A 22,561-nucleotide genomic window follows, 5' to 3' on the forward strand; every position below is an offset into this window, starting at 1 on the left:
GCGCTTATAGCGTTCCAACGCCCCCCCTTATTCGGAAGGTGTTGAAGATGAAATACGAGCAGCTCGGGGCCACCGGCGTCTTCGTCTCCCGGATCTCGCTGGGGGCGATGAGCTTCGGCGGGCGCGACTCCCAGCTCTGGGATGCGGTCGGCGCGCTGGACGTCAAGGAGACGGACCGCATGGTGGGCACCGCGCTCGATCACGGGGTGAACCTCATCGACACCGCGAACGTGTACGCCGAGGGCGAGTCGGAGGAACTCCTCGGCGAGGTGCTCGGGGCGCGCCGCCGCGACGTGATACTGGCGACCAAGATGACCGCGCGTACAGCGCCGGGGCCCAACGACGTCGGGCAGTCACGGCTGCACATCATGCGGTCGCTGGAGGACAGCCTGCGGAGGCTCCGCACCGACCACATCGACCTCTACCAGATCCACAACCTGGATCCGCTGACCCCCTTCGAGGAGTCCCTGGCCGCCCTCGACGACGCCGTACACCAGGGCAAGATCCGCTACATCGGCGCCTCGAACCTGGCGGCCTGGGAGATGATGAAGGCCCTGGGCGTCTCCGAGCGGCGGGGATGGGCGCGGTTCAGCTCCCTGCAGTCCTACTACTCGCTCGCGGGGCGCGACATCGAACGGGAAATCCTCCCCGTGGTCCGCGACCAGAGGCTCGGACTGCTGGTCTGGAGTCCGCTGGCCGCCGGTCTGCTGTCCGGCAAGTTCGACCGCACCGGCACGAGCGACGACGGCGCCCGCCGTGCCCGGTTCGCGTTCCCGCCGGTGAACCTGGAGCGCGCCTACGACATCATCGACGTCCTGCGCCAGGTCGCTGCTCGCCACGAGGTCGGCGTGTCTCGCGTCGCGCTCGCCTGGGTGCTCGCGCAACCCGGCGTGACCAGCGCCATCGTCGGTGCCAAGCGTCCGGAGCAGCTTGTCGAGAACCTCGCCGCCGTCGAGCTGGAACTCACCGCCCAGGACCTCGCCGAGCTGGACGCGGTCAGCGCGCTTCCCGCCGAGTATCCCGGCTGGATCATCGAGGGCTTCCGTACCGACGCCCGCCTCCCCCAGACGGCCTGACGGCCGGAGGCATCCGGTGGCGAACGAGTCCGAGCGCCGCTCGGGCTCGTTTCGGGTGCTCCCGTTCCGGCGGAGGTCTCCGGCGGCGGGTCAGGGCAGGTACGGCGGGGCGATGCCCCAGCCCCAGCGGGGGACGGGGGCCTGCTGGATCGGGTCGGCGTCGGGCTGGGAGTTCTGCACCGCCAGACGGGTGCCCCACTCGATGTAGCCGGCGAAGGCCGCGCGGAACTCCGGGTCCCCGGGGAGGCCGACCTCGTCGGCCGCGTCCATCAGCAGGCTCACCCAGCGGCGGCGCTGGGGCTCGCCGATCGCCCTGCCGAGGTGCTGGGAGAGCATGTGCGGGTAACCGCCGCGCTCGTCGGTGTAGCGGGAAGGCCCGCCGAAGACCTCCGACAGCCACATGGCCACGTAGCGCGGGTGGCCGGGATGCATGTGGCCGAAGAGCGCCTTGAGCAGGTCGTCCGTCACGACGCGCTCGTAGAACCGCTCGGTCAGCCGCTCGAAGGCCTCGGCGCCGCCGGCCCATTCGTAGAGCGTCGGGATCGAGCCGCCCTGGCCGTGGACGGCGGTGGGGCGGTAGTGGCGCATCTCCTCGATGTACGGCACGTACGGCCGGATCTCGGCGAAGAAGGCGGTGAAGTTCTCGCTCTTGCGGAACCCCTCCAGGTGGTCGTGCACGGAGGTCCAGGTGATCCGCAGGATGTGGCAGGAGGGCTCCTCCTCGCATCGGGCGAGCTCGTAGTCCACGCACTGCGGGGCGGCGCGAAGACAGGCGGCGGCTCGGGCGTAGGCTGCCTCGAACTCGTCGCACCGGTCTTCGGGAATGCGGTAGCGGATGTATTCGACGGTCACGTGGATCTCCGGCTTCTGGGGCGGCCCAGCCTTCTGGGCTCGATGACGCTCCAATGTAATCTTGTAATCAATGATGGGTAAAGCACGGTTCTCTGGGAAAATCCACGCCGGCGCGGCCTGATCGGGGAGTGACCTGTGCCGATCCCCGGGTGGTGGACGCCGGGGCGAATGCCGGTCGGCCCGATCAGGACCACGTGCTTACGGCCGTGCCGGCCGGCCGCCCGGCCGGAAGGCGGCGGACCGTCGCACGGTGCCGCTACCGGGGCAGGTGCGGGTACTCCGGCGAGCGGTGTTGAAAGGACAGGATGGCGGGGTTCTGGACGACACCCTCGCGGATCTCGATGGCTCGCCGGATGGTGGCGTCCCCGTCCCACGCCTCGGGGCCGGTGAGCACCGTCCGCAGGTGCGGCAGCAGGGCCTCGCTGATCTCCCAGGTGGCGGAGTTCCACAGGTGCGACGGACTGTGGTCGACGCCGTAGTAGTGGACGTTGTCCCCCACGTCGAACATCGGCTCCGCGAACGACGTGGGCCGGGCCCAGCTGAAGCCCATCCCCTCGTCGCAGGACACGTCGACGATGAGGGTGCCCGAGGCGAAGGCGGCGAGGTCGTCGTCGGTGACGAACATCAGCGGATCGTCGGTGTTCTGCAGCACGCAGTTGACGATGATGTCGTGGTCGGCGATGAAGGCCGCCAGCGGTACCCGGCCGTTGTCGGTGAGCGCGTAACTGCGGTTGGGGTCGTCGGCCTCGTGCTCGAAGCGCACGATGCGCGCCGAGTGGATCGGTGAGGCGACGGCGGTGACGTCACGGAACGTAAGAAGATCGATGTTGTTGACACCGTGGGCGTTGAGGGCCGTCACCGCGCCCCGGCCGGTCGCCCCGAAGCTGATGACGACCGCCCGCAGCCGCCGGCCGTAGTCGCCCGTCGTCCCGATGAGCTGCAGGGCGTGCAGCACCGAGCTGTAGCCCGCCAGTTCGTTGTTCTTGTGAAAGACGTGCAGGTTGAACGTGCCCTCGCTGGTCCAGTGGTTCATCGCCTCGAAGGCGATGAGGGTCAGCCGCCGGTCGATCGCGAGCTGGGTCACCTTCTCGTCCTGGACGCAGTGCGGCCAGCCCCAGAGGGTCTGTCCCTCGCGCAACTCCGCGAGGTCCTCGGCCAGCGGTTTGGGGAGCACGATGACATCGCACTCCGCGAGAAGCCGTTCCCGGGGGAGCAACCCGGCGACGTGCGGCTCCAGTTGCTTGTCGGAGAGACCGAAGCGCTCGCCGTAGCCGCGTTCGAGGTAGACACGACCCCGCAGATCGGGATCGATCCGATCGAGGTGCAGCGGGTGGATCGCCAGCCGGCGCTCGTTCTCCTTGCGGGACCGTGAGATGACTCCGAGACTGAGCTGATCCATACGGCTCCCTTGATTGACCTCCTGTCTAGCACAGGCCCTGTCGCCTGCCGTTCCGGCACATGCCCGCGTACGGAGGGCCCGCGCACGCCGCGGGCGACCGTGCCGAGGGGGTCTAAACCGTAGGCCACGTCCCCTTTGCGGGTGGACCTCCGTCCGCGCGGCTCGCACCCGGACGAGGGGATCCCGGTCTCGGCTCCCGAGGTCGATCGTGTCGCTTTTGTGATGAATATTCATTTTTGTGGCGAATATTCATCGGTGATCGCGCCCGCTGTGGTCCTTCGCCGGAGCCAGGGGAGCCGATGGACGCTCAGGGACGGGAGAACCCCGTACCCGCGACGATCAGGCCCGTTCCTGACGGGGGAAGACCACCTCCCGGAGGATGAGCAGGATGGCCGCGACCAGCGGGATGCCCAACAGCGCGCCCAGCACTCCGAGCAGCGCCCCGCCGAGCAGGGCGCCGACGATCGTGGCGAGGGGAGGAACGTCCACCGAGCTCTTCATCACGCTCGGCGCGATCCAGTAGTTCTCGATCTGCTGGTAGATGGTGAAGAAGATGAGGCAGACGACGCCGACGGTGGGCGAGACGAAAAAACCGACCAGGGAGGCGACTCCCGCCCCGATGAAGGCGCCGACCAGCGGGATGAGGTCGGTCAGGGCCACGAGAAGGGCGAGGGCCAGGGCGTAGGGCACCTCCATGAAGGTCAGGAAGAAGAAGGTCGTCACGCCTGCGATCAGCGAGATGATCAGGTTTCCCGCGACGTAGCCGCCGATGCTGTCGATGATCTGGTCGCCCAGCAGGCTGGCGCGGGTCCGGCGGGATCGGGGGACCAGTCGGTAGGCCAGCTTCTTGAGCGAGTTCAGCGAGCCCAGGAAGTAGAGCGTCAGGACCAGGACCGTCAGCGAGTTGAAGACCGCTCCGATGACGACCGAACCGATGCCGAGCACGCCGCCGAACATCTGGGTGCCGAAGTCGCCGCTCGTCACGTACTGCTGGAGCTTGGTCAGCAGCTGGAAACGCTGGTCGAGGTCGCGGATCGTCGGGTTGTTCTGCAACTCCTGGACGTACTGCGGGAGCTTGTCCACGAACTCGGTGGACTGCGTGGTGAGGGGAGGCACCACGGCCAGGCCGAAGGCGACGAAGACCAGGATGACGCAGAGGAAGACGATGATGATCGCGACCACGCGCGGGAGGTGGCGTTTCTGAAGGGCCTCGACGGCGGGGTTCAGGCCGATGGCGAGGAAGAGCGAGACGATGATGAGGATCAGCACCGAACTCGCGCTCATCACGGCCTGCACCAGCCACCAGGCGGTGAGCACGCCGAGGGCGGCGGTGAAGCCGAACATGAAGGGGTTGCCGCTCATCGAGCGCCCGGGGCGGCCGAAGGGGAGCTCGGGCGTGGGCGTGGAGGCGGACGCCGCCGGGGCGGTCAGCGGGAGCACGGGCCCGGCGGAGGTGAGAAGCGGTTCGGGCCCGGCGGGCCCGGTGTCGAGATCGTCGGCGGGGGGCGCCGGTCGGGGTGGTGAGGAAACCCCGGCGGACGACGAGGCGCCGGTCGGAGCCGGCCCGGATGATGAGGCGGTGGAGGCGCCCGTGCCGGCCGATGACGCACCGGTGGAAGGCGGGGACGCTGCCGGAACTCTGGGACGGTCAGCGGATGTGGGCTCGGACACGCTCGATCACTGCCCCCCATGAAACGGAATAGTCGGCCGCACGTCGGCCGTGAGGATTGCCTCGGCCCGCAATTGTACGGCCGCACGGGAAATCGTCTCGGTCCGTGATCGCGTGGCCACACAGGGGCTCCCTGCGGTCCGTGATCACGCGGTCGCACGGGGGATCGGCTCGGCTCGGCTCGCGGGCGCATGACCGCGCGGGAACCGTTCGGGGCCGGGATCGCGCGGGCGCTCGCCCTGCGGATACCCTCCGGAGGAGACGGCGGGACGTGATCGCGCGGGCGAGCGCCTCGGCCCGCGACCGTACGGCCGCGCCGGGCGCTCCTCGTGCGGCACCGCGGTGCCGGACCCGCCGGAGAACGGGGAAGATCCGGAGAGGATCGGGCCTTCAGGCGATGTTGATGTACTGACGTGGCCGCAGGGCGTGGTTTCGCAGCGCGGCCAGGGCGGCCGACCGGCCCGCGGGGGTGAGTTTGCCCGCCACCCGGAGGCCGAAGGCGTCCAGGCGCCTGCCTAACTCGGCCAGCGAGGCGTCGACCTCCAGGGTCTGCCACTCCGCACAGTCGATCACCGCGGTGACGCGGTCGCGGTCGAGGGGGGAGTCGTCGGCGAGGAGCATCAGCGCCACCTCCCTGGCCGACGCCCTGAACCCGTTCTCCCCCGATGCCGGGGCCAGCAGCGCGGCGGCCGCGGCCTCCCAGAGCAGGTCGGGGTCGTCGAGCAGGCGTTTGCCCGCGGGGGTGGTCACCAGCCGTCTCCCGACCTGGGAGAGCGCGTTCAGCTGTCCCTGGGCCACCTCGCGGGCCGCCGCCAGCTCCGTGCCGCTCCAGGTGCTCTCGGCGAGCACGGAGCGGGCGAGGTTGTGCCGCTGGGTCAGCGTGATCCCTCCGGGGCGGCAGCCCATGGCCAGCAGCCAGCGCAGCGCCTCCAGGTGGTCCTCGGCCGGAGCCGGGATGGGGGCGTGCAGGCGCACCTCGAAGGGCTGGGCGAGCTCGCGCCAGGCGGTGCCCCGGCCGAGGACCCAGCGGTTCAGCCGTTCGCCCTGGACCCGGTGGAGCCAGTTGTCACCGCCCAGCTCGGTGCGGGGCGTGGTCAGCCAGTGGCGGGTGAGGGTCTCCCGCTCGGGCGAGTTCGGGGTGAGCTCCCCGGAGACGATGGCCAGCTCCAGAGCGGCCGAGCAGGCGCCGTGGGCGCCCAGCTCCTCGGGGCCCATGATCGAGCTCCACCGCAGCTCCGGCACGTCGGGAGGGAACACCCCCGTGGCGTCGAGGGCGCTCTGGTAGGCGGACATCCCGGCGCTCTCGCCGAGGCGGCCGTAGGTACGGAGGATCTGCGCGGTGGTGGGCGAGGAACAGAGGGCGGCGTAGCGCTCAAGCCCTCCCAGCCGCAGTAGCCGGCCGAGCGCGTGGGCGATCGCGGTGCGGTCACCGCTGATCTTGGTGGGCAGGGTGTACCAGAGGAACTCGCACATGTTGAGCTCGGTGATCGTCTCCAGTGGCTCGCCACCGGTCAGCCAGTCGATCGCGCTTCGGGCGTGCTCAGCGTAGTCGGGCTCGGAACGCTCCAGCTCGGAGAGGAGCGCGGCCACGTCCGGTGCAGGCATATTGCGAAGTCTGCCGTATGCGGGCCTGCCCTGACGATGAACGTGACGTAATGGATCGTGCACGCTGCCTACCCTAAGGAATTTGCTCTAAGTGGCTCATAGGCGGACGGTTAGATCCAACCCTTGAAAAACATGCGCGCGCTCCACTCCGCATAGGGGAGGACCTCCGCGGTGAGCACCGGGTAGAGCCACCAGAAGTTGAGAAGCGCGAGCAGGGTGAAGACTCCCACGGCCGAGGCGCCGACCATCCGCCGGACCGGTGCGGCGTTCGAGGGGCCGATGATCAATCCTGCCGCGAGCACGATCGCCAGGATCATGAACGGGACCATGGGGATCGCGTAGAACAGGAACATCGTCCGGTCGTCGGCGATCGCCCAGTAGAACCAGGGCAGCCAGCCGACGGCGTAACCCATCAGCACCGCTCCGGCCCGCCAGTCGCGGGTGGCCACGTACCAGGCGATCATCGCGATCAGCGCGGCCAGCCCGCCGTACCAGATGACCGGGGTGCCGACCCCGAGCACGGCCTGGGAGCAGCTCTGGCCGGTGCCGCAGCCGGTCGGGGGGCTCTCGTAGAAGAAAGCCACCGGGCGCAGGAGCAGCGGCCAGCTCCACGGTTCCGACTGGTAGTTGTGCGGGGTCGCCAGGCCGGTGTGGAAGCTGAGGACCTGCAGGTGGTAGCTCACCCACGAGCGGATCGAGTCGAAGACGAAATAGGCGGGGCCCTGCGAGGTGGCCTGCGCCCAGTTGCGTCCCCAGCCCATGGGGGAGGCGAACCAGCCGGCCCAGGAGGCCACGTAGGTGAGGGCGGGCAGGAGGCCCATAGCCAGCAGGGCGGGGCTCAAATCCCTGGCCACGGCTCCGCTGTACGGCTTGCGCAGTCCGACGGCTCTGCGGGCTCCGGCGTCCCAGAGCAGGGACATCACCGCGAACCCGATCAGGAAGAAGATGCCCGACCACTTGACCGCGCAGGCCGCGCCCAGGCACAACCCGGCGGCGAGCCGCCAGGGGCGCAGCCCCAGCCCGGGACCCTGGTCGTTCAGCGGTGAGGACTCATACCAGTCGACGAGCCGGCTGCGCGCCCGGTCGCGGTCGACCACCAGGCAGGCGAACCCGGCCAGCACCCAGAACATCAGGAAGATGTCCAGCAGCGCCGTCCGTGACAGCACCAGGTGCAGTCCCTCGATCGACAGCAGCAGACCGGCCAGGCAGCCCAGCAGTGTGGAGCGGGTCATCCGGCGTGCCACCCGGGCCAGGATCAGGATCGACAGCACGCCCACCAGGGCCCCGGCGAAACGCCAGCCGTAGGGGTTCATCCCGAAGATCTGCTCACCGGCGGCGATCATCCACTTGCCCAGCGGCGGGTGGACGACGTAGGCGGCGCACTTCTCCACCTCGGTGGGGGCGCACTGCTGCCAGATGTCGGTGCCGCCCTGCATCAGGATCTTGTCGGCGTCCTTGACCACGTTGTGCTCGGCGCCGAAGTTGAGCAGCGCCCACGCGTCCTTGGCGTAGTACGTCTCGTCGAACATGACCGCGCGCGGCCAGCCCAGGTTCGTGAAGCGCAGGATCGCGCCGAACGCCGTCACCAGCAGCGGGCCGAGCCACCCCCACCAGAAGCTGCCGGGCATCGGAGGCACCAGCCGGTCACGCACGGAACGCACCGGTTTGGTGCTCGGCTGAGACTCCGGCTGCTCGAATGCCTGGTTGGTGAAGTCGGTCACGGCCACCCGGACATCGTACGGGCCTCTCAACCGTGGGAACCCAAGAAACACCACCTACATGCCCAATTAGGGAACTTCGCCCCAGGCTGGGGGGCCCTCCGTAATGAGGGAAGATGGAACGGTGATTGACAACGGCAGGCTGGTGCTGGCAGGGGCTCCGATCGGGCAGACGGGCGACGTTTCCCCCCGGCTGCGGGAGGCGCTGGAGACCGCCGACGTGGTCGCGGCGGAGGACACTCGCCGCCTGCGCCGTCTGGTCAGTGACCTGGGCGCTGAGATCAGGGGCCGGGTGGTCTCCTACTACGACGCCAACGAGATCGCCAGGGCCGCGGAGCTCCTCCAGGTGCTCCAAGAGGGCAAGACCGTTCTGATCATCACCGATGCGGGCATGCCCGGCGTCTCCGACCCCGGATACCGCCTGACCCACCTGGCCGTCGAGGCCGGGATCAAGGTCACCTCGCTGCCGGGGCCGTCCGCGGTCACCACCGCGCTGGCCGTCTCCGGTCTGCCCAGCGACCGGTTCTGTTTCGAGGGCTTCGCGCCGCGCAAGTCCGGCGAGCGGGCCCGCAGACTGTCCGCCCTCGCCGAGGAGGAGCGGACGATGGTGTTCTTCGAGGCGCCGCATCGGCTGCGGGTCGCGCTGTCGGCGATGGCCGAGGCGTTCGGCGAGGACCGCCGGGCGGCGGTCTGCAGGGAGCTCACCAAGACCTACGAGGAAGTACGGCGAGGCGGCCTGGGGGAGCTGGCCGAATGGGCGGCCGACGGGGTCAAGGGCGAGATCACCATCGTCATCGCCGGATACGTCCCGCAGGCCCTGCCGCCGGTCGTCGAGGACCTGGTCGCGGAGGTCGCCCGGCGTGAGGAGACGGGCGTTCCGCGGAAGCAGGCGATCGTGGATGTCGCGAAGGCGGCGGGAATCCCGAAACGCGATCTCTATGACGCTGTCCATCGAGGCTGATTTATCACCATACTTTCCTGAATGGGATCAACACGGGACCGTCTCTTACCGCCCATGCCGGGAAATGTCCTATGGGGCTGGCTGGGACCGCTGCTGGTGGCGGTCTTCGGAGGGATCCTGCGGTTCACCGATCTCGGACGGCCCCATGCGGTCGTGTTCGACGAGACGTACTACATCAAGGACGCGTGGGCGCTGATCCACCACGGCGTGGAGCGGGCCTCGCTCGGGACGAGGGACGACCCGGTCGCCGACCGGATGCTCCTCTCCGGGAACACCGACTTCCTGGTCACGTGCACCCCGCCGGACGCCGATCCCTGCCCGCTGTACGTGGCCCATCCGCCGCTGGGCAAGTGGATGATCGGTATCGGTGAGCAGATCTTCGGGATGAACCCCTACGGCTGGCGTTTCGCCGGGGCCCTGGTGGGCGTGCTGTCGATCCTGATCCTGGCCCGGGTGGCGCGCCGGATGACCCGCTCCACGCTGCTGGGCTGCCTGGCCGGTCTGCTGCTGTCGATCGAGGGACTGCACCTGGTGCTGTCACGGACGGCGCTGCTGGACATCTTCCTGATGTTCTGGGTGCTGGCCGGGTTCGCCTGCCTGGTCGTTGACCGCGACCGGGCGCGCAGCCGGCTCGTCGACTGGTATGAGTCCTCACCGCTGAACGACCAGGGTCCCGGGCTGGGGCTGCGCCCCTGGCGGCTCGCCGCCGGGTTGTGCCTGGGCGCGGCCTGCGCGGTCAAGTGGTCGGGCATCTTCTTCCTGATCGGGTTCGCGGTGATGTCCCTGCTCTGGGACGCCGGAGCCCGCAGAGCCGTCGGATTACGGGAGCCCTACCGGGGGGCGCTCGGCAAGGACCTGACCCCCGTGCTGCTGGCGATGGGTCTTCTCCCGGCGCTGACCTACATGGTCTCGTGGGCCGGCTGGTTCGCCTCCCCGCTGGGCTGGGGGCGCAACTGGGCGCAGGCCACCTCGCAGGGCCCCGCCTATTTCGTCTTCGACTCGATCCGCTCGTGGGTGAGCTACCACCTGCAGGTCCTCGGCTTCCACACCGGCCTGGCGGATCCGCACCCCTACCAGTCGGAGCCGTGGAGCTGGCCGCTGCTCCTGCGCCCGGTGGCGTTCTTCTACGAGACGCCCACCACCACGTGCGGTACGGACAGCTGCGCGCAGGCGGTGCTCGGGGTCGGCACCCCGGTCATCTGGTACGGCGGGCTGGCCGCCCTCCTGGCGATGATCGTCTGGTACGTGGCCACCCGCGACTGGCGGGCCGGGGCGGTGGTGGCGAGCTACGTCATCGGCTGGCTGCCCTGGTTCTACTACGCCGTCTCCGACAACCGGACGATGTATCTGTTCTACGCGATCACCATGACCCCGTTCATGATCCTCGCGCTGACCCTGGCCGCCGGGCTGATCATCGGGCGGGCGGACGCCGCGCCCAACCGCAGGGCGCTCGGCGCCTCGGTGGTCGGGGCCTTCACGCTTCTCGCGCTGATCAACTTCGGCTGGCTCTACCCGGTGCTCGTCGCCGAGGTCATTCCACATTCGCAGTGGTGGATGCGAATGCTGTTTCGGAGCTGGGCCTAGCCGATTCGGGGCCGGGCCCGGCCGAGGGGCCCGGCTTGGAGGGGCCCGGCTTGGCGGACGAACCAGGCGCGGTCACGGAGCCTGCCCCGGTCACGGAGCCCGGCACGGGCAGGAAGCCGGGAGCGGCCACGGAGCCGGGCACGGACGAGAAGCCGGGAGCGGTCATCGAGCCGGTCGTGGGCGCAGGCCCCGTACCGGTCACGGAGCCCGGTGCCGGCAGGGGCTCGGGGGCGGTCACGGAACCGGGTGCCGGGAGGGGCTCGGGAGCGGCGGTCGCGGAGCTGGGCACGGGCAGGGGGCTGTGCACGGGGAGAGGGCTGGGCGCGGGAAAGGAACCGGTGTCGGGCAGGGGGTCGACGCCGACCACGGTGCCGGGGGTGGGCAGGGAGCCGGGGGCGGCCATGGAACGGGATCTGGTGAACCCGCGGTGCAACGTGATCGCGGCGGCCATGCACGCCAGGGGCACGGCGGGCAGCAGGTAGCGGTAGTCGAACTCGGCGGTCGCGGCGGGGGCCAGAATCAGGCCGAAGGAGCCCAGCCACGGCAGGAGCAACGGCCCGCCCAGCTTGCGCCAGCGCACGACCACCCCGGCGAGGCCGATCAGCAGCAGGGCGCCGAGCACGATGCCGGGCAGCCGGATGGCGCGCTGGTAGCCCTGCATGAAGGCGCCCCACGGGTCGTGGACCTCGGTGCCGATCACACTCGACTTGTCCCGGATCAGAGTGGTGCGCAGGCTCGGATCGTATTTGAGCGCGTCGGTGTCGGTGCTGCCCTTGTTTGACGCCCAGGCGGGGAGGATCTTGTTCTCGGGCAGGAACTCGTACTGCCGGTAGGTGTTGGCGTCGGGGAAACGCGGCCTGCCCCAGTGGAAGGCACGGAAGAAGTCACCGGCGACGATGCTGAGATAGTCGAGCGGCTGGGAGAGGATGGCCCGCTTGGCGAACGTCCCGGCCGCCTGGTTCATCTCGGGGGTGAACGTGGTGCCCACCCCGAAGGCGTGGAACCGCTGGCCGTTCTGAGCCCACCAGAGGTATTTCTGGCCGGAGAAGTCACGCTCGCTCGGCGGGGCGCTGATGCACAGCAGCGCGAGTTCGAGCTCCTTGCGGGGGTCGACCCCCATCTTCGTGCAGTCGGCGAACAGTGCGGTCCGCATGTAGAGGATCGCGCCGTCGCTGTTGGTCATCGCGAAGTTCCCGTACGCCGAGGCGAACCAGGCCATGTAGCCGAGCACGGGGAGCGCGCACGCGGTCACCATGGCCGTGATCGTCTTCCAGCCGGTGCGTTTGACCAGCATGTAGACCACGACCAGGGCCAGGATCGGCAGGCCGATCGACCGGGTCAGCGCGGTGAGGGCCAGAAGCAGGCCGACGACCGTGCCGAGCCGCCACGACATCTTCCTGTGCCACAGGACCAGCGTGATCACGCCCACGACCAGCAGCATGAACATCGTGTCGGACATGATCAGGTGTTCGAGCTGGATCTGGTAGGCGTCGAACAGCACCGGCACCGCGGCCAGTGTCGCCCCCCACCCCGGCAGCCCGAACTTCTTGCGGAGCAGGGCGTAGACCAGGACCGCGATGCCCAGGCCCATCAGATGCTGGAGGAAGGCCACCAGGCCGAAACTGTGCAGGGGCCTCAGCAGCAGGAGCCAGAAGGAGTAGCCGTTCGGGCGCAGGGCGCTGGGCCTGTCGGGGTTCACCGCGCCGGAGACGTACTCGTACGAGTCGTTGAACCACAGCGCCGGGCCGTATCCGAGCATGGTGACCACGCGCAGCGCGAACGCCAGCGCGAGGGCGGCCACGAACAGGCGGTGCCTGCGCAGGAACGCCCACAGGCGGGTGATCCTGGCGGTTGAGGGCTCGTCCAGACTCGGAAGTTCGGCGGCGGTCACCATGAATACAGGATGCCAGCCGTTTCATGGAGTTGACCCGGGCAGTAGGCCGTAGAGGGCATCATGGTGGGATTGGCGGGTGCTGTGACTGTGTGCTGTAACTGAAGGGTTGAGATGTGGAACTGACCGTGGTCATGCCTTGTCTAGACGAGGCGGAAACCGTGGAGACCTGCGTGCGCAAGGCCCTGGCCTGCATGCGGGAACACGGGATCGACGGGGAAGTCCTGATCGCCGACAACGGCAGCACGGACGGCTCGCAGCAGCTCGCGAGGGAGGCCGGAGCCCGGGTCGTGCACGTCGACGCCAAGGGATACGGCAATGCGTTGATGGGCGGAATTCGGGCCGCTCGCGGAAAATACGTCATCATGGGTGACGCCGATGATTCTTATGATTTCACCGGCTTGTTGCCATTTGTTGAGCAACTCCGTGACGGTGCCGATCTGGTGATGGGCAACCGGTTCAAGGGCGGCATCGCGCCGGGCGCCATGCCCCCGCTCCACCGCTATCTGGGCAACCCGGTGCTCTCCTTCATCGGCCGCCTGTTCTTCCCCAGCGCGATCGGCGACTTCCACTGCGGCCTGCGCGGCTTCAGGCGTGACTCCATCCTCAAGCTCGGCCTGCAGACCGGCGGCATGGAGTTCGCCAGCGAGATGGTGGTGCGCTCGACGCTGTCCGGGCTGGACGTGCGCGAGGTGCCCACCACGCTGTCGCCCGACGGCCGGTCCCGCCCGCCGCACCTGCGCTCCTGGCGCGACGGCTGGCGCCACCTGCGCTTCCTGATGCTCTACAGCCCGCGCTGGCTGTTCCTGATCCCCGGCATGATCCTGATGACCGTCGGCCTGGTCGCGGGGTGCGTCCTCACCTTCGGCCCCGTGTACATCGGCAAGCTCGCCTTCGACGTCGACACCCTGGTCGGCGCCTCGGCCATGGTGGTGATCGGCTTCCAGGCGGTGCTGTTCGCCGTGTTCGCCAAGGTGTACGCGGCCGAGGAGGGCTTCCTGCCCGAAGACAGACGGGTGCGCAAGCTCGTCGACATCGTGACCCTGGAGAAGGGGCTGATCGTCGGTGGGCTGCTGGCCCTGGGCGGTCTGGGCGGCCTGGTCGCCTCGCTGGTCCACTGGCAGACGCGCAGCTTCGGCCCGTTGATCCCGTCGGAGTCGCTCCGCCTGGTCGTGCCCTCGGCCACCGCGCTGATCGTGAGCTTCCAGACCATCTTCGCCGCGCTGTTCGTCAGCATCCTCGGCATCCGCCGTACGAAGGAGACCTCCATCGACGTGGCCGCCTCCGCCGCGGAGGAGGCCGCCGAGGTCGTCAGCCGCGAAGCCGCCACCGTCTCCGTCGCCACCGCCGGTGACGGAGAGACGAGCATGGACGACGGCGCCGGCAGCGACAGCGGCACCGGCACCGGTAGTCGCGAGAGCACCAAGGCCTGAGCCCGCGTCCCTTAGGCTTGGCATCATGTCCCAGCACATCCTGACCGCGGTCGCCTGGCCCTACGCCAACGGCCCTCGCCATATCGGGCACGTCTCCGGATTCGGCGTGCCATCCGACGTCTTCAGCCGGTACCACCGAATGGCGGGCAACAAGGTCCTGATGGTGAGCGGGACCGACGAGCACGGCACCCCGATCCAGGTGCAGGCCGACAGGGAGGGCGTGAGCGCCCGCGAGCTCGCCGACCGCTACAACAGGGTGATCGTCGAGGACCTCCAGGCCCTCGGGCTCTCCTACGACCTGTTCACCCGGACCACGACGGACAACCACTACGCGGTGGCACAGGAGATCTTCAAGGGTCTCCACGCCAACGGCTACATCTTCCCGCACACCACGATGGGCGCGATCTCACCGTCCAACGGACGCACTCTGCCCGACCGCTACATCGAGGGCACCTGCCCGATCTGCGGCTACGACAGCGCCCGCGGCGACCAGTGCGACAACTGCGGCAACCAGCTCGACCCGGTCCAGCTCATCAACCCGGTCAGCAAGGTCAACGGCGAGACGCCGATCTTCGTGGAGACCGAGCACTTCATGCTCGACCTGCCCTCCTTCGCCGAGGCGCTGGCGTCCTGGCTGCAGTCCAAGGAGGGCGACTGGCGGCCGAACGTGCTGAAGTTCGCGCTCAACATGCTCGGCGACATGCAGCCCCGCGCGATCAGCCGCGACCTCGACTGGGGCGTGCCGATCCCGCTGGAGGGCTGGAGCGACCAGGCCAACAAGCGGCTCTACGTCTGGTTCGACGCGGTCATCGGCTACCTCAGCGCCTCCATCGAATGGGCGCGCCGCTCCGGTGACCCGGAGGCGTGGCGGCAGTGGTGGCAGAACCCCGATGCCCAGGGCTACTACTTCATGGGCAAGGACAACATCGTCTTCCACGCGGAGATCTGGCCGGCGATGCTGCTCGGTTACAACGGCCAGGGCGCCCGGGGCGGCGAGCCGGGTTCGCTCGGCGCGCTGAACCTGCCGTCGGAGGTCGTCTCCAGCGAGTTCCTGACCATGGAAGGGCGCAAGTTCTCCTCCTCGCGCCAGGTCGTGATCTACGTGCGTGACTTCCTGGCCCGCTACGACGCCGACGCGCTGCGCTACTACATCGCGGTGGCGGGCCCCGAGAACCAGGACACCGACTTCACCTGGTCGGAGTTCCTCAACCGCAACAACGGCGAGCTGGTGGCCGCCTGGGGCAACCTGGTGAACCGCTCGATCTCGATGGCCGCCAAGAACTTCGGCGTCATCCCCGAGGCGGGCGAGCTCACCGACGCAGACCGCGCGATGCTGGAGCGGAGCCGTGCCGCCTTCCCGAAGGTCGCCGCCGAGTTCGAGCGCTCCCGCTTCAAGAACGCGACGACCGAGGCGTTCGAGGTCATCCGCGAGGCCAACAAATACCTGGCCGAGCAGGAACCATGGAAGATCAAGGACGACCCCGCCCGGGTGAAGACCATTCTTCACGTGGCGCTGCAGGTCGTGGACGACGCCAAGACTCTGCTGACCCCGGTCCTGCCCAACTCCTCCAACAAGATCTACGCGATGTTCGGCGGCACCGGCGTGTGGTCGGGCATGCCGGAGATCCAGGAGGTCACCGACGAGGACGGCCGGGCCTACCCGATCATCACGGGGTCCTACGAGGGCGAGGCCCGCTGGGAGTCCACCCCGATCCGGGTGGGCACGCCCCTCGCCCCGCCGGTCCCGCTGTTCACCAAGCTCGACCCGAAGATCGTCGATGAGGAGCTCGCCCGCTTGGCCGAGTGAGACTCTCTCGCGGCTGTGCGGCTGTGCGGCTGTGCGGCTGTGCGGCTGTGCGGCTGTGCGGGTTTGTCGGGGGTTCGCGGTGGGGCGGTCGAGTGACTTGTCGTGACTCGTGCCCACCTGACCAGGTGTTTCGCGGCTCGCGCCCGGTGACGGGCGCGAGCCGTACCGGCTCCTCGATAGGTTGGGAGCCGTGAGCACGACGAAGCTTCCCGCAGCCCCCGAGCCCCTGGCCGCCGAGGTGTTCGACAGCCACTGTCACCTGGACATCATGGTGGGCAACCGCCAGGCGTCCTCGGGAGACCCCGTCGCGCAGGCGGCACAGGCGGCTCAGGCGAGCGTCGAGGGGATCCTTCGGGAGGCCCGCGCGGTCGGCGTGACGCGGCTCGTCACGATCGGCTACGACCTGCCGTCCTCGCGCTGGAACGCCGAGACGGCCGGGCTCCACGCCGACGTCTACGCCGGGGTGGCGATCCACCCCAACGAGGCGCACGCCTCGACGCCGGAGGTCCTCGCCGAGATCGAGGAGCTGGCCCGGTCGCCGCACGTCAGGGCGGTGGGAGAGACCGGTCTCGACTACTACCGCGACTGGGCGTCCAAGGACGACCAGCACGCCAGCTTCCGCGCGCACATCGAGATCGCCAAGCGGACGGGCAAGGCCCTGGTGATTCACGATCGGGAGGCGCACGACGACGTGCTCCGTGTGCTGGCCGAACAGGGCGCACCGGATATCGTGGTTTTTCATAGTTTTTCCGGTGATGCTGAGATGGCGAAAAAGTGTGTCGAGGCCGGATATTTCATGTCCTTCTCTGGTCCGGTCACCTACAAGAACGCCGCCTACCTCCGCGAGGCCGCGAGGATCGCGCCCCAAGAGCTGATGCTCGTCGAGACCGACGCGCCCTACCTCCCGCCGACGCCCCATCGCGGCAAGCCCAACGCGCCCTACCTGATCCCCCTCACGCTGCGATGCCTCGCCGAGGTCAAGAAGATCGACGTGGTCGACCTCGCCGCCGCCATCGGCACGAACGGGGAGACCGTCTTCGGCTCCTGGTGAGCCGGTCCGGCTCCCGCCGGGCGTGCCCCGAAGCGGACGGCGAGCGCCGTACACCGTGACCGGTTCCCGCCGGGCGTGCCCCGAAGCGGACGGCGAGCGCCGCACACCGTGACCGGTTCCCGCCCGGTGTGGCGCCCCGTGTCCCGCGGGCTCAGTTCGCCGCGCCGAAGTCGACCGAGGCGCCGCCGGTGAGGGCGGGCACCTTCCCGGTTCCCGGCGAGAGCGCGATGCCCTCGGTGTCGTTACGGCCCAGCAGCGTGACCGCCCCCGAAGCCCCCCGGTCGGGCGAGCCGATCACCAGCCGGTTGCCGCTGAACGCCACCGCCCAGCCGAAGTGATCGCCGGGCCCGCTCTGGTTGATCATCCGGGTCTGCGACACGTCACCCATCGGCACCAGTTGCACGCCGCCCCGCTGGTCCGGTCCGTCGAAGGGAACCCCCACGGCCATCCGGGCCCCGCCCTCTCCGGTGAAGGCCAGCGAGAAGCCGTACCCGTCGCCCATGCGGCCTTCCGTGCCCCGATCGAAGGTGTCCGTGGGAGTCATCGCGGTGGTGCCGGAGGACGTGAAGAGCCGAACAAGACCGGAGTCCTTCACCGGCCCGACGTCGCCGAGCGGCGCGCTCACCGCCAGGTAGCCCGTGCCACCCTCCTCCGCGTAGGCCATCGCGTAGCCGAACCGGTCACCCGCCTGGGAGCTGGCGACCTGGTTGAAATCCCACTTCTTGCTCGCGTAGGTCTCTTCGGGCCCGCGCACATCGAAGACCATGGTGATCGATCCCGTGTCGAGCCTGCCCGCCTCGACCTGCTGTCCCGCCCCGTCGTCGTTCTCGTACGGCACGCCGACCGCGAGGTCGGGTTCGGCGCCGGGGCCGTTCAGCCTGCCGATCGCCAGGGACCAGCCGAACATGTCGCCGGCCTCGCTGTTGCCCGACACGCCCCCGCTGCCCTGGGAGATCCTCTTGGGGGTGTCGAGCGCGCCGGACTCGAAGAGGTAGACCGCGCCCGCGTCGGACACCCCGTCGGCGTTCTCGTGCGGCGCCCCGACCGCCACCAGGGTCTCGCCCGAGGTCAGGGACCAGCCGAAGTGGGCGTCGGACTCCGGCTCGGGGGCGGCCACGCGGACCGTCCTCTGCCGCGGTCCGCCGTACACGGCGTAGACCGCGCCGGCGTCCTGCAGACCCGCCACGTCGGTGTACGGCGCGCCGATCAGCAGGTCCGCGCAGCGGTCGGCGTCGAGGTGGGTCATCCGTACCGACCACCCGAAGCCGTCGCCCGCCTTGACCTCGGCGGCGGTCACGACCGTCCCGCTCTCCCCCCGTCCGAACAGCACGTGCACGGCCCCGGCGCCGCTGAGCCCGCCGGAGTTCGCGAACGGGTCGCCGACCACGGTGTCGTCCACGCCGTCGCCGTCGAAGTCGCTCCCGCTCGCCGCACCACAGTCGGCGGGAGCGGCCCCGGTGGCGGCGGAGGCGGCGGAGACGACGGGAGCGGTGGCGGCGGCGGCGGTGACGACCGGAGTGGTGGTGACAGCGGAGGCGGCGGAGACGACGGGAGCGGAGACGGAGACGGAGACGGAGACGGAGGCGGCGGCGGTGACGGTGACGGTGACGGAAAGCATCGGAATCGCGGCCACGACCAGTAGCGGGAGCGGGACTCTCATGACAGCCTCACTGTGATCTCCTTGCCCCCCTCGATCACGCTGCCGGTCAGCTTCAGCGGCTTGCGCGCCGGGGGAAGGTCGTAGACGAGGACGCCGTCCACCTTGCCGCCGGGAGGCAGGGCGGCGGGCAGGCCCACCGAGCTCGGCTCGGGGATGTGGGTGGCGCCGCGGTCGTCCGTCAGGACGAGCGGGGTACGGCTGAGCAGGGCCGGCTTTCCGCCGGCGTTGAAGAGGATCCACTGGACCGTGCAGAACCGGCCGCGCGACGGGACGTTGCCCCGGTAGGCGGTCAGGTCGCACCGCGGGGTCTGCGTGATGATCAGCTGCGGGTCCTCGATGTAGGAGCCTGTCGCGATCCTCCTGTTCACGTCGGTGGTGCCGGCCTGCTGCTGCCCGCCCGTGTTCCCTGCGCCTCCGGCGTTCACCGCGCCTCCGCCGCCTCCGCCGCCTCCGATGGTGACCAGGACGACGACCGTGACGGCCAGCGCCGCCAGCACGGCCAGTCCGGCGACCCACCAGCCCCGGCGCGACGGCCTTTCCCCAGTGGGGGCCGTACCGGCTCCGAGCGGAGCCGGGGAGTCGGCCTGGCCGGAGGGCGGGATCGAGCGGGACGGCTGGGTCGAGGCCGGGTACGGACGGGGCGTCGGGGCCGAGGCCGGGGGCGGAGGGAGCGTGGGCGTCGAGCCCGGGTGCGGCGCGGAGGAGGAGGCCGAGGCGGGGGGCGTGGTCGGGAGACCACTCGTGTACGGGTACGGAGGCGGGGTCGGGGCAGGGGTCGGCGACTCGGCCGAGAGCGCCTGCGGCGCCTTCAGGTTCAGTCCGCTGAGAGTCTGGGTGGAGTCCGGCTCCACGTTGGCCGGGGGCTGCCACGACTCGTTGAGCAGGTCGGTGGCGATCAGGGTGGGCGGGTCCACCCGGGTGGGCGCGGGCATGGCCGGCGCGGCGATCGCGCCGCCGACCAGGGCGATCAGCAGGTCCTGGGCGCTGGGCCGCTGGTAGGGGTCCATCGCGGTGGCCCGGCGGACCAGCTCGTTGAGCGGGTCGGGCAGCTCGCCCAGGTCGGGCGGGATGGTGAGCAGCCGGGAGGCCATGGTCATCATGTCGCCCCGGCCGTAGGGGTGGCGGCCGTTGCCCGCGTAGGCGACCATGCAGCCCCACGCGAAGATGTCGGCCGCCGGGGTGATGTCCAGGCCCCGCACCTGCTCGGGAGCCCACCAGCCGGGGCTGCCGAGCACCTCGCCCGACCGGGTGAAGCTGTGCGTGGAGTCCAGCGCCCTGGCGATACCGAAGTCGATCACTCGGGGGCCGGACATGGAAAGGATCACGTTGGCGGGCTTGAGGTCACGGTGGACCAGCCCGGCGACGTGGATCGCGGCCAGCGCGGCGGCCACACCGAGGGCCACGCCGTGCAGCGTCCCGGCCTCCAGCGAGCCGTGCTCGGTGATCTGGCGGGACAGGGGCGTGCCCGCGATGTATTCGGTGACCATGTACGGCCGGCCGTTGCCGTCGTCGCCGTTGTCGAGCACCTGGGCGGTGCAGAACGACGCCACCCGCCGGGCGTTCTCCACCTCCGCGTGGAACCTCGCGGCGAACCCGTCCTCGATCGCGAACTCGGCTTTGACCACTTTGACCGCCACCGGCCGGCCGGTCGGTGCGAGCGCGAGGTAGACGGTTCCCATGCCGCCCTCGCCAAGGCGTCCGAGGAGCCTGTAACTCCCGATCTGCTCGGGATCGTTGGGGCGCAGTCCCTCGACACCAGGCCGGTTCACGTCCGCATCACTGGAGTGGTTCCCTTCCCGGCCGATGACCGCCCGTATGGCAACGTTATCCACAACGGAACCTCCCATGTCTATCTCGAGTCTTCGCGGGGGGTTCGATGCGGGAAACTTGTCGGATGGCATTGGACTACAACCTTGGGTGAGCGCGGCGAACGAGTGAATATCAACAACCGTCCGGCGGGTGCCGGATTCGATCAGCCGTTTGAGGAACCAGCATGAGCCTTCTGGGGCCGGTAGAAATACGTAATTTGGCAGAGAAGCTCGACATTCGTCCCACAAAAAAACTTGGTCAAAACTTTGTGATTGACGGGGGAACCGTCCGCAAGATCGTGAGAGTCGCCGGGCTGAGCCCCGACGACGTGGTCATCGAGGTCGGCCCCGGCCTGGGGTCGCTCACCCTGGCGCTGCTTCCCGAGGTGCGCGGCGTGGTCGCGGTGGAGATCGACCCGGTTCTGGCGGCCCAGTTGCCCCTGACCGTCGCCGAGCACGCGCCGGAGCTCGCCGACCGCCTCACCGTGGTGCTCGGCGACGCCATGCGGATCCTTCCCGACGACCTGCCGAGGGAGAAGCCGACCGCGCTGGTCGCCAACCTGCCCTACAACGTGTCCGTTCCGGTGGTGCTGCACCTGCTGGAGACCCTGCCCTCGCTGCGCAGCATCCTGATCATGGTCCAGGCCGAGGTCGCCGATCGGCTGGCCGCCGCCCCCGGCTCCAAGATCTACGGCATTCCCTCGGTCAAGGCCGCCTGGTACGCGGACGTCCGCCGGGCGGGTCCCGTCGGCCGTACGGTCTTCTGGCCGGCCCCCAACGTCGACTCCGGCCTGGTGGCGATGACCCGCCGCGAGCCTCCCTCGACCAGGGCCACCCGCGAGGAGGTCTTCGCCGTCGTGGACGCCGCCTTCGCCCAGCGCCGCAAGACCCTCCGCGCGGCCCTGGCCTCGTGGGCCGGTACGGCCGCCGCCGCCGAGCGGGCGCTGCGGGCCGCCGGGATCGACCCCTCCGAGCGCGGCGAACAGCTCACCGTCGAAGATTTCTCGCGAATCGCCGAGAACCGTGCATAGGGCGATTTGCTGCTGTGTTTGTGTGAGGAAGAACCGGATCCCGTTACGATCGGAGTCCATGACCAGTCAGCGAGCGCCTATGAGGGACGCATGAACTCCGTGACCGTCCGTGTGCCCGCCAAGGTCAACCTGCAGCTGGCCGTGGGGCCGCTGCGTGACGACGGCTACCACGACCTGGTGAACGTCTTCCACGCCGTCTCCATCTTCGACGAGGTCACGGCCACCGCGGAGACCGGGATGAGCGTCCGGGTCGAGGGCGAGTCCGCCGACCAGGTGCCCGAGGGCGACGACAACCTCGCGATCCAGGCCGCCCTCGCGCTGGCCAGGCACGCGGGCCGTTCCTACGGCGTGAACCTGATCATCCGCAAGTCGATCCCGGTGGCGGGCGGCATGGCGGGCGGCAGCGCGGACGCCGCCGCCGCGCTGGTCGCCTGCAACGAGCTGTGGGGCCTCGGCCTGCCGATGGACGACCTGCTGGAGATCGCCGCCGACCTCGGCAGCGACGTCCCGTTCGCGCTGATCGGCGGCACCGCCGTCGGCACCGGCAGGGGCGAGCGGCTCACCCCGCTGGAGGTCTCGGGCAGGTTCCACTGGGTGTTCGCGCTGGCGGACGGCGGCCTGTCCACGGCCACGGTCTACGCCGAGTGCGACCGCATGCGCGAGGCGATCGGCGAGAAGGTCGCCTGGCCCCGGGCCGGTGAGCCTCTTCTGGCCGCGCTTCGCGACGGGGACGCCAAGGTCCTCGGCGCCGAGCTGACCAACGACCTGCAGCCCGCCGCCGTGATGCTCCGCCGTTCCCTGGCCCGCACCCTGGACGCCGGCCGTGAGTACGGCGCCCTCGGCTCCCTCGTCTCCGGCTCCGGCCCCACCTGTGCCTTCCTCGCCGAGTCGGAGGCCCACGCCGGAGAGCTGGCCGCCTCCCTCAAGAGCGCCGGGGTGGCTCGCGACCTCATCACCGCCTACGGCCCCGTTCCCGGCCCGACGGTGGTGTAGGCCGGACCGGATACGCTTGTGTG

At 69.7% G+C, this 22,561-nt stretch carries 16 protein-coding genes; 8 read left to right on the top strand and 8 right to left on the bottom strand.

The window, feature by feature from the left end:
* The first annotated feature begins 47 nt into the window (after positions 1-47).
* The gene (locus J2853_RS39665) at positions 48-1,076 is read left to right on the top strand and encodes an aldo/keto reductase (protein ID WP_307566401.1); all 1,029 of its coding nucleotides are present in this window, start codon (positions 48-50) and stop codon (positions 1,074-1,076) included.
* 90 nt (positions 1,077-1,166) lie between these two features.
* Here the strand turns inward: J2853_RS39665 and J2853_RS39670 are convergent, their stop codons facing one another.
* The 5 genes from J2853_RS39670 to J2853_RS39690 all read right to left on the bottom strand — a co-directional run bounded on the left by J2853_RS39670 (position 1,167) and on the right by J2853_RS39690 (position 8,229).
* On the bottom strand, positions 1,167-1,982 hold the full coding sequence (locus J2853_RS39670) for a group II truncated hemoglobin (protein ID WP_307566402.1): 816 nt from the start codon (positions 1,980-1,982) through the stop codon (positions 1,167-1,169).
* Between the two features lie 202 nt (positions 1,983-2,184).
* The gene (locus tag J2853_RS39675; protein WP_307566404.1) at positions 2,185-3,327 is read right to left on the bottom strand and encodes a N(5)-(carboxyethyl)ornithine synthase; all 1,143 of its coding nucleotides are present in this window, start codon (positions 3,325-3,327) and stop codon (positions 2,185-2,187) included.
* Between the two features lie 339 nt (positions 3,328-3,666).
* A complete protein-coding gene (locus tag J2853_RS39680; protein WP_307566405.1) occupies positions 3,667-4,767 on the bottom strand; it encodes an AI-2E family transporter in 1,101 nt (366 codons plus the stop codon).
* Positions 4,768-5,386: 619 nt separating this feature from the next.
* Positions 5,387-6,601 (bottom strand): hypothetical protein, encoded by a 1,215-nt coding sequence (locus J2853_RS39685; protein WP_307566407.1) that lies wholly within the window; start codon positions 6,599-6,601, stop codon positions 5,387-5,389.
* A 110-nt stretch (positions 6,602-6,711) separates the two neighbouring features.
* The gene (locus tag J2853_RS39690) at positions 6,712-8,229 is read right to left on the bottom strand and encodes a dolichyl-phosphate-mannose--protein mannosyltransferase (protein ID WP_307568972.1); all 1,518 of its coding nucleotides are present in this window, start codon (positions 8,227-8,229) and stop codon (positions 6,712-6,714) included.
* 196 nt (positions 8,230-8,425) lie between these two features.
* Between J2853_RS39690 and rsmI the strand changes: the two genes are divergently transcribed.
* The gene (rsmI, locus tag J2853_RS39695; RefSeq protein ID WP_307566408.1) at positions 8,426-9,280 is read left to right on the top strand and encodes a 16S rRNA (cytidine(1402)-2'-O)-methyltransferase; all 855 of its coding nucleotides are present in this window, start codon (positions 8,426-8,428) and stop codon (positions 9,278-9,280) included.
* A 54-nt stretch (positions 9,281-9,334) separates the two neighbouring features.
* Positions 9,335-10,864, top strand: a complete 1,530-nt coding sequence (locus tag J2853_RS39700; RefSeq protein ID WP_307566410.1) for a dolichyl-phosphate-mannose--protein mannosyltransferase — start codon at positions 9,335-9,337, stop codon at positions 10,862-10,864.
* On the opposite strand, the gene J2853_RS39705 is transcribed toward J2853_RS39700, so the two are convergent.
* The gene (locus J2853_RS39705) at positions 10,812-12,758 is read right to left on the bottom strand and encodes a hypothetical protein (RefSeq protein ID WP_307566411.1); all 1,947 of its coding nucleotides are present in this window, start codon (positions 12,756-12,758) and stop codon (positions 10,812-10,814) included. The two genes, J2853_RS39700 and J2853_RS39705, sit on opposite strands and share 53 nt — an antisense overlap.
* 113 nt (positions 12,759-12,871) lie before the next feature.
* Between J2853_RS39705 and J2853_RS39710 the strand changes: the two genes are divergently transcribed.
* From J2853_RS39710 to J2853_RS39720, 3 genes are all read left to right on the top strand, one after another.
* Entirely contained in the window at positions 12,872-14,188 is a 1,317-nt protein-coding gene (locus J2853_RS39710) for a glycosyltransferase family 2 protein (RefSeq protein ID WP_307566414.1), read from the top strand.
* A 25-nt stretch (positions 14,189-14,213) separates the two neighbouring features.
* Positions 14,214-15,995 carry a methionine--tRNA ligase gene (gene metG / locus J2853_RS39715; protein WP_307566416.1) on the top strand — a complete coding sequence of 594 codons (1,782 nt, stop codon included), beginning with the start codon at positions 14,214-14,216 and terminating at the stop codon, positions 15,993-15,995.
* Between the two features lie 190 nt (positions 15,996-16,185).
* The gene (locus J2853_RS39720; RefSeq protein WP_307566418.1) at positions 16,186-17,046 is read left to right on the top strand and encodes a TatD family hydrolase; all 861 of its coding nucleotides are present in this window, start codon (positions 16,186-16,188) and stop codon (positions 17,044-17,046) included.
* A gap of 151 nt (positions 17,047-17,197) precedes the next feature.
* Here J2853_RS39720 and J2853_RS39725 read toward each other — a convergent pair whose 3' ends face one another.
* Both J2853_RS39725 and J2853_RS39730 read right to left on the bottom strand, forming a co-directional pair.
* Positions 17,198-18,706, bottom strand: coding sequence for an integrin alpha (locus J2853_RS39725; protein WP_307566420.1), 1,509 nt, complete (start codon positions 18,704-18,706; stop codon positions 17,198-17,200).
* Positions 18,703-20,475: a serine/threonine-protein kinase gene (locus J2853_RS39730; protein ID WP_307566421.1), complete on the bottom strand. Its 1,773-nt coding sequence runs from the start codon at positions 20,473-20,475 to the stop codon at positions 18,703-18,705. Before J2853_RS39730 ends, J2853_RS39725 begins: the two co-directional genes overlap by 4 nt.
* Positions 20,476-20,699: 224 nt before the next feature.
* Here J2853_RS39730 and rsmA point away from each other — a divergent pair, with 224 nt between their 5' ends.
* Positions 20,700-21,545: a 16S rRNA (adenine(1518)-N(6)/adenine(1519)-N(6))-dimethyltransferase RsmA gene (gene rsmA, locus J2853_RS39735; protein ID WP_307566423.1), complete on the top strand. Its 846-nt coding sequence runs from the start codon at positions 20,700-20,702 to the stop codon at positions 21,543-21,545.
* 90 nt (positions 21,546-21,635) lie between these two features.
* Positions 21,636-22,538 carry a 4-(cytidine 5'-diphospho)-2-C-methyl-D-erythritol kinase gene (locus J2853_RS39740; protein ID WP_307566425.1) on the top strand — a complete coding sequence of 301 codons (903 nt, stop codon included), beginning with the start codon at positions 21,636-21,638 and terminating at the stop codon, positions 22,536-22,538.
* The last annotated feature ends 23 nt before the right edge of the window (positions 22,539-22,561 follow it).

The sequence above is a fragment of the Streptosporangium lutulentum genome, assembly GCF_030811455.1.
Lineage (GTDB): Bacteria > Actinomycetota > Actinomycetes > Streptosporangiales > Streptosporangiaceae > Streptosporangium > Streptosporangium lutulentum.